The sequence below is a fragment of the Streptomyces pinistramenti genome, assembly GCF_020564935.1.
In the GTDB taxonomy this organism is placed as follows: domain Bacteria; phylum Actinomycetota; class Actinomycetes; order Streptomycetales; family Streptomycetaceae; genus Streptomyces; species Streptomyces pinistramenti.
Genome location: NZ_JAJCXB010000047.1, coordinates 45,868 through 58,227, shown reverse-complemented (window position 1 = coordinate 58,227; position 12,360 = coordinate 45,868). Strand labels below are relative to the sequence as shown.

The following is a 12,360-nucleotide window of genomic DNA, read 5'->3' as shown; positions in this document are numbered from 1 at the left end:
CGACACCAACGGCCACGACGGCCCCTACTACTCCGTCGACACCAAGGGCGACAAGCCCCAGTTCACCTGGAACGAAGCCGACGTCCTCAACTGGAACACCAAGAAGCCCTACGACTTCTGACAGACCATCGACTCGCGAGACGTCGTCCCGGACACACCGCACCGCGCACCCCGAACCCCGCCGGCACAGCTTCGCTGTGCCGGCGGTCGTGTCCGGCCGGTTGCGGGAGAGGACGCCGAGCCTTCGGCCGTGCGCGTCATGCGGTGTGCCGGGCCACGGTGGGCACGGCCTCGGACTCGCCGTGCCGGGCGCCTCCCTTCGTCTCGACGCCGGCGGTCCTGCGCCCCGGTACGGCTGCGGACACCACCCCCTCCGCCTATCGGCGGGCATTCCGCTCGACCGCCCCTGACCTGCATGGCAGGTCAGGGGCCGTTCGCGTGCGGGGGAGGCAGGGCCGGGAGCTACCGGAGTGCGCAGGCTTCGGTGCAGGAGGCGGCGGTGGTCATGTTCCTTCCGGTCGCCAGGTGACGGGGAGTTCGGCCACGCCGCCGAGTTGTGCGTGGGGGGTGACGCTGCGGACCTGTCGTTCGTCGTCCAGGCGGAGCGTGGGGATGCGGCGCAGCAAGGTGTTGAGGGCGATCTCCATCTCGACGCGGGCCAGGTTCTGGCCGACGCACTGGTGGATGCCGTAGCCGAAGGCGACGTGGCGGCCGGCCTTGCGGCGGACATCCAGGGTGTCGGGGTCTTCCCAGGCGTCGGGATCCCGGTTCATCAGCATCGTCGAGAAGATCACGCCCTCGCCCGCCCTGATCGTGTGTCCTGCGACGTCGATGTCCGCGAGGGCGACGCGAAGGAGTGCGTCGGTGACGGAGGTGAGGCGCATCAGTTCCTCCACGGCACCCGGTACCAGGGCGGGGTCGCTGCGTAACCGGGCGAGCTGGTCCGGGTGTTCGAGGAGGGCGTGGAGGGAGGTCGCGAGGGTCACGGCGGTGGTGTCGTTTCCGCCGGTGATCAAGACCATGCACATCATGGCCAGTTCGCCGGTGTCCGCATCGCCGAGCGGCTGGTGCTGGGCGATGAGGTCGTCGATCACACCGTTGCCGGGGGCCTGGTGCCTGGTACTGATCAACTCTTCCAGGTGGCGTAGCAGTTGGCGGAATGTCTGCTCGGCCTGGTGCGTGCTGCCGTCGCCCGAGAGGGAGAGCATGCGTTGCGCCAGTTCTCCGAGGTGCGGGCGCTGCGGGGACGGCACGCCCAGCAGCGTGAAGGTCGCTTCGGAGGCGAGCGGGAGGGCGTAGGCGCTGACCAGTTCGGCCCGGTTTCCGCCGGCCAGCATGGCGTCGGTCAGCTCCTCTGCGGCCCGCTCGATGTGCGGGCGCAGAGCGGCGATCCGGCGGATGCCGAAGCCGGATGCCACCAGCCTGCGTTGGCGGGCGTGCACCGGATCGTCCACGCCGATCAGCGGGAGCTGCGACACCTGCTGGTCGGCCGTCTCTTCCGTCAGGCACGGAAAGGAGGGATGCGCGGTGTCGCAGGACAGCCTCGGGTCGGGCAGCAGGGCCCGCCCTTCGGCATTCCCGGTGACGAGCCATGCGCTGCGCCCGTCGTACAGCGTCACGCGCGTCAGCGGCCGCCTCTCGCGCAGCGGCCCGTATCCGGCGGGCATGTGGTACGGGCAGTGGCGCTCCATCGGGTAGGCGTAGGCCGGGTCGTGGCCGGTGGCTGATGGGGTGTTGGCGGTAGCGTTCACGTTCTCCCTCACCTCGTGTGCTCCGTGCCCGGCGGGCAGGCCGCGGCTCGGGGCGCTACGGCGTTGGTATCGGCGTTGACGTGGGTATCGGCGTTCTCGTCGGCGTCAGCGTTCTCGTCGGCGTCGGAGCGGCATCCGTTCGGGGAAGGGCCGGTCGGATGCTTCCGTCTTCCGAGCAGACCTGCCAACAGATTGCTCCTCTTCCGACGCCTGTTGCTGCGCTGCGGGCCGACGTTCATGCATACGGGGCGGGAGCTGGTCAGGCGTTCGCCCATGGGCGGAGGCGTGCGGCGGTGTCGGCGCGGATGCCCCGAGGGGGAGGGCGGTCGTGCGGGGCGGCAACCCGGTGTGCTGATGGCCACGTTGGGTGGCGCGCGTGTGGTGGTGGCGAGTGGCTACGGCTCCGCGTGGAAAGGGCCCCATTTCCCCGGCTGCTGGGGGGAATGGGGCCCATGGATGCACTGACGCACGGACACGCGGACGCCGGGCGCTCGGGCCGGCGGGCCCGCGGTGATGACGGCGTGCGGGGAGTTACGTGGGGACGTCGGGGTGGAGGCCGAGGTTCTGGTGGATTTCCTGGGCCGCTGGTGATTTGTTGAGGGTGATGTAGTGGAGGCCGGGGGCGCTCTCGTTCAGGAGTGTGCGCGCCATTTCGGTGGCGTATTCCACTCCGATACGGTGCGCGGTCCCGGCATCGTCGCGGGCGTCTTCCAGCCTGCGTGCCAACACCTCCGGGAAGCGGGCATTGCTCAGTTCGGCGAACCGCTTGATCTGCCGGAAATCCGTGGCCGGCATGATCTCCGGAATGATCGGGATATCGCAGCCGGCGGCCGCGACCCGGTCCCGGAGCCGCAGATAGTCATCGGCGTGGAAGAACATCTGGGTGATGGCATAGTCGGCGCCCGCCCGGCATTTGGCGATGAAGTGGCGGATGTCGCTTTCCCAGTCGGGAGAGCGCGGGTGCCGCTCGGGGAAGGCCGCCACCCCGACGCTGAAATCGCCGCACTGCCGGACGAGGGAGACCAACTCCTCGGCGTAGGTGAGACCTTGGGGGCCCGGAATCCAGGGGCCGCGCGGGTCGCCCGGGGGATCGCCGCGAAGCGCCAGCACATCGCCGATGCCGGCGTCCGCGTACTGCCCGATGATGTTCCGCAGTTCCTGGACCGAATGACCCACCGCCGTGAGGTGCGCGACCGGGCGCAGCGTCGTCTCGGTGGCGATCCGCTCCGTCACGGCCACCGTGCGGTCGCGGGACGAGCCGCCCGCGCCGTACGTCACCGATACGAAGGTCGGGGAGAGCGATTCGATGCGCCGGATCGAATTCCACAGGGTGCGTTCGCCCGCATCGCTCTTGGGCGGGAAGAACTCGAACGAGTAGGAACGCCGACCGCCGGCGAGAATGTCGCGTACCCGGGTCCGTACGGGCCGGGAGAATTCGGCGGTCCCGGCATTCACAGCGCTTCCTCCAGATGGGGCCGGATCTCGGCGGCAGCCGTCGCCCCGTACCCCTTGTCGATCTTTGCCATCAGGTGATCGACGGACAGCTCGTACTCCTGGGTTCCTATGGATTCCAGGACAACGGATGCCAGCGCACAGCCCAGTTGCACCGCCCGCTCGTACGGCAGGCCCCAGGCCACGCCGGCGAGGAATCCCGACCGGAAGATGTCGCCCACTCCGGTCGGATCCAGAACATCGCCCGTGGGCACGGCCGGTACGGTGATCTCGGGTTCTCCGGTGCGCGCGATCGTCGCGCCGTCCGGCCCGAGCGTGGTGATCCAGGTGCCGACCCGGGCGAGGATTTCCTGCACCGTCCACCCGGTACGTTGCCGGAGCAGGGCGGCCTCGTATTCGTTGGTGAACAAGAAGCGCGCCCCTTCCACCAATTGCCGGGCCGCCGGTCCTTCGAGGCGGGCGAGTTGCTGCGACGGGTCGGCCGCGAAGGCGATGCCGTACTCCCGGCATTCGTCGGTGTGGCGGCGCATCGCCTCGGGATCGTTCGGCGCGACCACCACCAGATCCAGCCCCTCGCGGACCGCCGGTGCCAAGGCGATATCGCGGGCCTCGGACATGGCGCCCGCGTAGAACGTGGCGATCTGCCGCTGTTCGGAATCCGTGGTGCACACGAAACGCGCCGTGTGCAGCGCCGCACTGACCTTTATCCCTTCTGTTTCCACGCCGTTGGCGGCCAGCCACTGAAGGTAATCGGAGGCATCGCGCCCCACTGCGCCCAGCAATGCCGGACTCATGCCGAGACGGGCGAGACCGAGCGCGATATTCGCGCCGACGCCGCCCTGCCTGATCTCCAGCTTGTCGGCGAGGAACGACAGGGAAACCTTGTCGAGATGTCCGTCCAGCAATTGGTCGGAAAACTTACCGGGGAAAACCATCAGATGGTCGGTGGCGATGGATCCCGTGACAGCGATACGCATATCTCTCTCCGGACCTGGGCTCGAAAGGTGGTGGGCTCAGGAGCCGGCGACCGTGCGCAGGGCCTGGGCCCGGTCGGTGCGCTCCCAGGGGAAGTCGTCGAGTTCGCGGCCGAAGTGACCGTAGGCCGCGGTCTGCGCGTAGACCGGGCGGAGCAGGTCGAGGTCGCGGATGATCGCGGCCGGGCGGAGGTCGAAGACCTGGCCGATGGCCTGCTCGATCCTGTCGGTGTCGACCGTGGCCGTACCGAACGTCTCCACGAACAGGCCGACCGGCTCGGCCTTGCCGATCGCGTAGGCGACCTGGACCTCGCAGCGGGCCGCGAGCCCGGCCGCCACCACGTTCTTCGCCACCCACCGCATCGCGTACGCCGCCGAGCGGTCGACCTTGGACGGGTCCTTGCCGGAGAACGCGCCACCGCCGTGCCGGGCCATGCCCCCGTACGTGTCGATGATGATCTTGCGGCCGGTCAGCCCGGCATCGCCCATCGGGCCGCCGATCTCGAACCGCCCGGTGGGATTGACCAGGAGACGGTAGCCGTCGGTGTCCAGCTTGATGCCGTCCTCGACCAGCTCCTTGAGGACGTGCTCGACCACGAACTCCCGAATGTCCGGCGCCAGCAGCGAATCCAGATCGATATCACTCGCGTGCTGCGAGGACACCACGACCGTGTCCAGACGGACGGCCTTGTGACCGTCGTACTCGATCGTCACCTGCGTCTTGCCATCAGGGCGCAGGTAGGGGATGGTCCCGTTCTTGCGGACCTCGGACAGACGCCGCGACAGACGGTGCGCGAGATTGATCGGCAGCGGCATCAGCTCCGGCGTCTCATCGCACGCATAGCCGAACATCAGGCCCTGGTCGCCGGCCCCCTGCTTGTCCAGCTCGTCACCGTCCTCACCTGCGGCGACGCCCTCGACCCGCTGCTCGTAAGCGGTGTCGACGCCCTGCGCGATGTCCGGGGACTGCGCACCGATGGACACCGAGACGCCGCACGAAGCGCCGTCGAAGCCCTTCTTGGAGGAGTCGTAGCCGATGTCGAGGATCTTGTTGCGCACAAGGTTGGGGATGTCGGCGTACGCCTTCGTCGTCACCTCGCCGGCCACGTGCACCAGGCCGGTGGTGATCAACGTCTCGACGGCGACCCGGGACGACGGGTCCTCCTTCAGGAGCGCGTCGAGAATCGTGTCGCTGATCTGGTCAGCGATCTTGTCGGGGTGGCCCTCGGTCACGGACTCCGAGGTGAACAGGCGGCGGGACATCTACTCATCCTTTCCTGGCAGTTCGGCTCAAGAGACGGAACGGGTGGCGGCGGACGGTCGGCCCGCCGCCTGCCGTGCGGCGGCTCCCGTCATGGCGTTCCGGAATTCCCTCCGACGGACAGTTCGTGGGCCCGCTCGCGCAGCAGGTTCTTCTGCAATTTGCCGGTCGATGTCGTGGGCAGCCGGCCGAAGTGGACGCGCTGCGGCGCCTTGAAACGCGCCAGCCGGGAGCGCACGAACTCGATCAGTTCCTGTTCGCCGACGGAGCCTCCGGGGCGGTGGGTGACGAAAGCGATCGGAACCTCGCCCCAGACGTCGTGCGGTCCGGCGACCACGGCCGCGTCGGCCACCTCCGGATGTGCGGTCAGCGCGTTCTCCACTTCCACCGACGTGATGTTCTCGCCGCCGGAAATGATGACGTCCTTGGCGCGGTCCCTGATCTCGGCATAGCCGTCGGGATGGCGCACCGCGAGATCTCCGGTACGGAACCATGCGCCGGCCGTTGCGTCGGCGGTGGCTTTCTCGTCCCGGTAATAACCCAGCATGACGTTGTTTCCGCGGAGCAGGATCTCGCCGATGGAACGGCCGTCGGCGGGCACCTCGTTGCCTGCCCGGTCGACCACCCGTGCGGGCTCGCCGACGATATTGGCGATGCCCTGCCGGGCGACCTGTCCGGCCCGTTCATCGGGGTCGAGACCTTCCCATTCGGGTTGCCGGACGCACAGCAACGCGTTTCCGAAGGTTTCGGTGAGCCCGTAGAAATGCGTGACGTCCAGGCCGAGTTCGGTCACCCGGGCCAGCAGTGCCGGACGCGGCGGTGCCCCACCGGCGAAAACCTGTACGGGGTGCGTCAGGGCGACGGCATCGGGATGGTCGGCGAGCATCGTCAGCACGGTCGGCGCCGCGCAGAGATGGGTCACTCCGGCGTATGCGAGTGCCCGCCAGATCACGACCGGGTCGACCTTGCGCAGGCAGTGATGCACTCCGCCGGCCGCGGTGACCGCCCACGGGAAACACCATCCGTTGGTGTGGAACATCGGAAGGGTCCACAGATAGCGCGTCGCCGTATCCATTTTGGTGTGGAACGCCATGGCGAGCGCATTCAGATAGGCGCCCCGGTGGTGGTACATCACTCCCTTCGGGCGGCCGGTGGTACCGCTGGTGTAATTGATCGCGAGCAGACCCCGCTCGTCGGTCACCTCGACATGGTGGCGGGGGGCATCGGCGATCAATCGGTCGTAGTCGTCCGACGTGATGACTCCGGGCCGTTCGCCCAACTCGTCCAGTTCGCCGAGTGCGTTGTCGAGCAGCGGCAGCAGTTCGTTGTCCACCAGAACAAGGCGGGCGCCGCTGTGTTCGAGGATGTAGCCGATTTCACCGGCGGAAAGCCGGGTGTTCAAGGCGACCAGCACCGCGCCGGCCAGCGGTACCCCGTAATGCGCTTCGAGTGTCAGATGGGTGTTGGGGGCGAGCACACATACCCGGTCACCCGGCTGCACACCCTGCTGCGCGAGCAGTCCCGCCAGCCGCTGTGCCCGCTCCCACAACTCCGCGTACGTGCAACGGAATTCTCCGTCGATGACGGCGGGGCGGTCGGCGAAAACAGCGGCGGCGCGACGCAGGAAAGAGACCGGAGTCAGCTCGGTGAATGCCTGGCCGGTCGCGGATGACGGCGCCATCGTTAGGCGCGCTTCGCGACAATGGCGAACATGTCCAGGGACAGCGGAAGCACGGAGTGCAGGGCAAGGCCCGAGCGGTCGAACAGGTCCACGTATTCCTTTTCGCTGCGCTCGGTTCCGCCGACCAGGACCATCATCTGCATGTCGAACCAGAGCCCGAGCGAGGATTCGCCGGTCGGCGGGATCGTACGCTCCAGCACGATGACGGTGCCGTCCGGATTCATGGCGTCACGGCAGCGCTTCAGCAGGTCCACGCAGGAGGCGTCGGAGCGGCTGTGCAGAATGCGCGACCACAGGTAGACATCGCCGCCGGCCGGCAGCGATTCGGTGTAGTCCCCCTCGGCGTAGGAAACCCGGTCCGTGAGGCCACGGTCCGCCATGGCCTCCTTCGCGGCCTCGATCACGTGCGCCTGGTCGAACAGCACGCCCTTGGTCTGCGGGGACGCCTTCAGCACCTCGGCGAGCAGTCCGCCGGTTCCGCCCGCGATGTCGACAACGGTGGGGGTATCCGAGAAATCGAAGACGCGGGGCAGGTCGGTGAAGAACGCGCCGCCGGCCATGGTGCCGTCGAACCGCCGGGCGGACTCCTGGTTCGCGGTGAAGTACGGGTACATCGAGGCACCGAACGTGGCCTCGAACGCCGGCTGGCCGGTCTGGACGTTGTGGAGCAGATTCCCCCACGTCTGGTAGAACTCCTCGCCGTACATCAGCACGAGGTCACGCAGGGAATCCGGCGCGTCCTCCTTGAGGAGTTCGCTGGACGGCGTGAGGGAAAAGCCGGTCTCCTCGTCGCCCTGGAGCACGCCGAGGCCCACGAGAAAGCGCATCAGCTGGAACAGGGAGCGCTCGTGGGTGCCGGTCACCGTGGCCAGTTCATGGCTGGTCGTATGTCCCGCGGCTATGTGCTCGGGAAGGTTCAGTTTGGTCGCCACATAGACACTCTGCGATGCCCAGTAGCCGATCATCAGGTCCAGTACCTTGCGGGTCGGTGACGCAGTCATGCGCTTTCCTTTCAGAATTCCCACGTTCCCGGCTGCCCCGGGTTCCGTGGATGTTCAGAGTCCGCACGCCCGTGGAAGCGCGCGTCGTATTCATCGAATTGCCGGTGGTCGTCAGCCGTTCCCTGACTTCCGCGCCGGGATGTTCTGGAGCCGTAGCTGTCCGCGGGCCAGCAAGGTGCCGCCCTCGTCGGCGGACACGTCCACCGACCAGACCTGTTGGAGTTCTCCTTGAAAGACCGGATGTGCGGTGACGACGGCCGGGCCCTGGACCGCCGCGACGAACACATCCGTCATGTTGTGCACGCCGACGGCGAACAGGCCCTTTTCGTGCACGGCGCGGGAAGCTCCCACGCTGGCCGCGCGTTCGACGATGGTGCTGTAGACACCGCCGTGGACGACGGCCCACGGATTGTGGTGCTGCGGGCCCAGCTCGATACGGCCCGTCACCGCGTCCGCCCTGATCTCGTCGAATTCCAGGCCGAGCGCCGCCAGAAAGCGGCTCGCTTTGTCGAGGCTCATCTCGGGGAATGTGGCCATGCTCTCTCCTCTGACGGCTCCGTGCGTATCAGGCAGAACCCCGGTCGAGGTCGACGTTCTGCAAGCGGATCTGCCCGCGGGCGAGGGGCCGTTCGTCCGAGATGGTGACCGCCCAGATTTGCTGGGTACGGCCCTGATGCACGGGCTCGGCGGTGACCTCGGCCCGGCCTTCGGTCCGCGAGCGCAGCAGGTCGGTGGAGATGTGCAGGGCGACGGCACGCTGACCGTGGCCGGCCACCGCCATGGACGCGCCGATCGTGGCGGCGCTTTCGACGGCCGTGGTGTAAACACCGCCGTTCACGATTCCCCACGGCGTGTGGTGGTCCGCACCGAGGTCGATATGGCCGCGTACGCGGGTGCCGTCCGCCTCGTCGATGACCAGTCCGGCGGCCGCGGCGAATTCGCTTGCGTGCCGGAGAGCGAAATCTGGCAGCGCGGCCCCGGTGGCGTGGTTGCTCACAGTTCTGCCCGCTCTTCGGTGGTGGTCGGGTCAGCGGAATGCCTGGACACCGGTCACCGCCTTGCCGATGGAGAGCAGGTGCATTTCCTCGGTTCCCTCATACGTCAGCACCGTCTCCAGATTGACCATGTGCCGGAACACCGGGTATTCCAGGGTGATTCCGTTGCCGCCCAGAATGGTGCGGGCACTGCGCGCGACGTCGAGTGCCGCGCGCACATTGGCCAGCTTGCCGACGCTGATCTGTACCGGCCGTAGCTCGCCGCGGTCCTTGAGCCGGCCGAGCCGGGCGGCCAGCAGCGATGCCTGGGTGATCTGTACGGCCATCTCCGACAGTTTTCGCTGGGTCAGCTGGAATCCGGCGAGCGGCCGCCCGAACTGCTCCCGCTGGCCTGCATAGTTGAGCACCGTTTCGTAACAGGCGCGGGCGGCGCCGACCGCGCCCCAGATGATTCCGAAACGCGCCTCGCTCAGACAGGTCAGCGGCCCGGACAGGCCCCTGGCCTCGGGCAGTACCGCACTCGCCGGCAACCGCACGGATTCCAGGACGAGTTCGCCGGTCACGGACGCGCGCAGGGAAAGCTTCCGGCTGATCCTGTTGACGGTGAATCCGGGGGTACCGGTCGGGACGACGAAGCCGCGAATGCCCTTCGTGCCCTGTTCGGGATCGGTCTGCGCCCAGATCACGGCCACATCGGCGATCGGGCTGTTGGTGATCCACATTTTCGAGCCGTCGAGTATCCAGTCGTCGCCCTGGCGCCTGGCCCGCGTCCGCATCGTGCTGGGATCCGAGCCGGCGTCCGGCTCCGTCAGGCCGAAACAGCCGACCGCTTCGCCGGCCGCCATGGCCGGCAGCCACTCCTGCTTCTGCTCTTCCGATCCCCAGCGGTGGAGGGCGTACATGGCCAGCGAGCCCTGCGTCGAGACGAAGGAGCGCAGCCCCGAGTCGACGGCCTCCAGCTCGCGGCAGGCCACGCCGTACGCGGTGGCACTGGTGCCCGCGCAGCCGTACCCGTCCAGGTGCATCCCCAGCAGTCCCAGTGCCCCGAAACGCTTGGTGAGGTCACGCGGCATGGTGTCGGCTTCGAACCACTCGGCGATGTGCGGAGCCAGCTCCGACCGGGCGAAGGACCGCACGGTGTCCCTGATGTCCCGTTCGGTCTCGCCGAGTTCGTCGTCGACCGCGAGAATGTCCAGGGGGTCGGGCTCCGCGGCGGAAAGCGTGCTCATGTTTCACTTGCTCCTCATGTCGGGAATGCGGTCACGCGGAAAGGCCCAGTACGGCGCGCGCGATGGAATCGCTGTCGCCGACCGTGATGGAGTTGACGTGCGGGCGGATGCCGGTCTCGGTGACCCAGTTGACGCCCTCCGTCGGCACGCCGAATACGTAGCGTCTGGCATGGATCGAGCCGTCGCTCCGGATGACGCGGAAAGGCCGGTCGGTGACCGCGACTCCCCCGGTGATGTATTCACCGGCCGAAGCGGTCCGCACGGTGAAGTGCTTGACCTGCTGCTGCTCTTTCAGATGGACCAGAATCGAGTTGCTCGTCCTGGCGAGATCCACCTTGGGCAGCCGCGCATCGATCAGCACGGTGCTCCGATGGACGTCGCCGGGTACTGCCGAGCGCCCGACGAACATTCCTTCCGCCCGGTCGAATTCCACCGAGAAGCGCGGCCCTGCCACCTCGACCACACCGCAGTCGATCAGGGCCATCAGCTCTTCGATCCGGCTCCAGGGCGGGCCCAGGGACAAAAACGCGTGCAGCGAATTGAACCAGCCCTCCACGTCGTTCTGGTAGGAGCTGCCCTCGATGCCGCCGTTCTTCATCACGTAGCGCATCTCGTTGCGGATGTCCCGCAGGACGTCCAGCGCGGACTTCACAGGGCTGCTGACGTTTCCCTGGCGTGCTTCGAATACGTCGGCGGCCAGGTACGAGCCCAGGAATTCCGTCCAGGACCGGGTCGATGCGATGTCGCTTTCGGTCCACGGCTGAGCCACCCTGGACCAGTCCCAGTACTGTTCCTCCGGCACATGGAACTTGCGCAGGACGACGCCTTCCGAGTCACAGGCCCAGGGGAGGAAGGTGTAGAGCGTGCTGAATTCTTCGGCCGCTTCCTTCGATTCCCTGATCTCCACCAGGCGCGTGTAGTAGACGGTCTCCACTTCCTTGGCGATCAACGGCCAGCAGTCGCGCCGGAAATCCAGTGCGCCGTCGGGCCCGGCATTCGACCGCAGCTTGTCGATATGCGCTTCGGTGAGCACCTTCGGCTCGTAGCGCAGGTCGCCCTTTTCGTTGTCCGCCCGGCCGTGCAGCGGCACGCCCCGCCGCGAACCGCAGACGATGTGCGGCTCGTTCCCGGACGGGACGTAGCGGAGCCCGCCGTCGCCCCGCTGGTATCTGCCGCCGCGGCCCTCGGTGAGCAGCGACATGTAGTCGAAGAAGGACAGGCCGAGGCCGCGGACGAGGATCCGCCGGCCCGGGGCGATCCGGCTGAGGTCGACGTCGGCGGGGTTGGCCGGCGGCTGGAACAGACCGCCCACGCCGTCGGCGAAGCTCCGCAGCTGCCGCTCGGCGGCGGACAGGCCCACCGCTCCGTGCCCCGTGGCCAGCACCAGTTCGTCGACCTCGACCGCCTGCCCGCCGTCGTCGGTCACCAGCTGGCCGCCGTTGTCGGTGTCGAGCACCGAGACGACCTTGCACCGGTGTTCGCGTATGTCGATATTGGCCGGGCGGTGGTGCACCAGCTCGCGGTATGCCCATTCGAGATAGTGGCCGTAGAAGGACCTGCGGCAATACGTGTTCTCATCGACCTCCGCGGCCTCCGCGAGCACCTCGGGGCCGTAGCTTCCCTGGATTTCCCCGGCAACCAGCTTGGCCGACCACTCGTACAGGCTCGGGCCGTAACGTACCGGACCGGAAATCTGCACGCTGTCGTCCGCGAAGGCGGTGATCTGGGAGGAGACGATGTTCATGATGAGGTCGGGGGACTGATCGGTCCGCCAGACGTCACCGGAACCGAAATTCCAGGGTTCGAAGAGGTTGATGACGATCGGGGTGTCGACCCGGTCCCGCGCGTTCTCCACAATGCGCTCCAGGACGGACAGACCGCGAGGGCCCACGCCGATTATTCCGACTGTGTGCACTGTCCTCTGTTTCATGATGGGACTCCGTCAGGTTTTCCCAATTATGGTGATGCGGAATGTGACGGCCGACGGGCCTGCGGCGGGCGAATGGCCTCGGCCGG

10 protein-coding genes are annotated in these 12,360 nt (G+C 67.6%); all 10 read right to left on the bottom strand.

The genetic code is table 11. The features are described 5' to 3' along the window. Positions 1-503 precede the first annotated feature (503 nt). Positions 504-1,751, bottom strand: coding sequence for a cytochrome P450 (locus LIU39_RS35340; protein ID WP_227049402.1), 1,248 nt, complete (start codon positions 1,749-1,751; stop codon positions 504-506). A 531-nt stretch (positions 1,752-2,282) separates the two neighbouring features. Beyond that, positions 2,283-3,206: a methylenetetrahydrofolate reductase [NAD(P)H] gene (gene metF, locus LIU39_RS26360; RefSeq protein WP_227049401.1), complete on the bottom strand. Its 924-nt coding sequence runs from the start codon at positions 3,204-3,206 to the stop codon at positions 2,283-2,285. Then, positions 3,203-4,180: a carbohydrate kinase family protein gene (locus LIU39_RS26355; protein ID WP_227049400.1), complete on the bottom strand. Its 978-nt coding sequence runs from the start codon at positions 4,178-4,180 to the stop codon at positions 3,203-3,205. Before LIU39_RS26355 ends, metF begins: the two co-directional genes overlap by 4 nt. Positions 4,181-4,216: 36 nt before the next feature. Then, positions 4,217-5,440 (bottom strand): methionine adenosyltransferase, encoded by a 1,224-nt coding sequence (gene metK, locus LIU39_RS26350; RefSeq protein ID WP_227049399.1) that lies wholly within the window; start codon positions 5,438-5,440, stop codon positions 4,217-4,219. Between the two features lie 89 nt (positions 5,441-5,529). Further along, positions 5,530-7,119 (bottom strand): AMP-binding protein, encoded by a 1,590-nt coding sequence (locus LIU39_RS26345; protein ID WP_227049398.1) that lies wholly within the window; start codon positions 7,117-7,119, stop codon positions 5,530-5,532. A 2-nt stretch (positions 7,120-7,121) separates the two neighbouring features. Then, the gene (locus tag LIU39_RS26340; protein ID WP_227049397.1) at positions 7,122-8,120 is read right to left on the bottom strand and encodes a methyltransferase; all 999 of its coding nucleotides are present in this window, start codon (positions 8,118-8,120) and stop codon (positions 7,122-7,124) included. Positions 8,121-8,231: 111 nt separating this feature from the next. Further along, the gene (locus LIU39_RS26335) at positions 8,232-8,657 is read right to left on the bottom strand and encodes a PaaI family thioesterase (RefSeq protein ID WP_227049396.1); all 426 of its coding nucleotides are present in this window, start codon (positions 8,655-8,657) and stop codon (positions 8,232-8,234) included. Positions 8,658-8,685: 28 nt separating this feature from the next. Next, positions 8,686-9,117 carry a PaaI family thioesterase gene (locus LIU39_RS26330; protein WP_227049395.1) on the bottom strand — a complete coding sequence of 144 codons (432 nt, stop codon included), beginning with the start codon at positions 9,115-9,117 and terminating at the stop codon, positions 8,686-8,688. A gap of 30 nt (positions 9,118-9,147) precedes the next feature. Continuing rightward, positions 9,148-10,344, bottom strand: coding sequence for an acyl-CoA dehydrogenase family protein (locus LIU39_RS26325; RefSeq protein WP_227049394.1), 1,197 nt, complete (start codon positions 10,342-10,344; stop codon positions 9,148-9,150). Positions 10,345-10,375: 31 nt separating this feature from the next. Beyond that, positions 10,376-12,235, bottom strand: coding sequence for an FAD/NAD(P)-binding protein (locus LIU39_RS26320; RefSeq protein WP_308409417.1), 1,860 nt, complete (start codon positions 12,233-12,235; stop codon positions 10,376-10,378). Positions 12,236-12,360 lie beyond the last annotated feature (125 nt).

What these genes read in the sequence shown, in the direction of transcription:
- metK (WP_227049399.1), bottom strand. Translation starts at nt 5,440, where the DNA reads ATGTCCCGCCGCCTGTTCACCTCGGAGTCCGTGACCGAGGGCCACCCC.
- LIU39_RS26335 (WP_227049396.1), bottom strand. Translation starts at nt 8,657, where the DNA reads ATGGCCACATTCCCCGAGATGAGCCTCGACAAAGCGAGCCGCTTTCTG.
- LIU39_RS26355 (WP_227049400.1), bottom strand. Translation starts at nt 4,180, where the DNA reads ATGCGTATCGCTGTCACGGGATCCATCGCCACCGACCATCTGATGGTT.
- LIU39_RS26340 (WP_227049397.1), bottom strand. Translation starts at nt 8,120, where the DNA reads ATGACTGCGTCACCGACCCGCAAGGTACTGGACCTGATGATCGGCTAC.
- LIU39_RS26345 (WP_227049398.1), bottom strand. Translation starts at nt 7,119, where the DNA reads ATGGCGCCGTCATCCGCGACCGGCCAGGCATTCACCGAGCTGACTCCG.
- LIU39_RS26325 (WP_227049394.1), bottom strand. Translation starts at nt 10,344, where the DNA reads ATGAGCACGCTTTCCGCCGCGGAGCCCGACCCCCTGGACATTCTCGCG.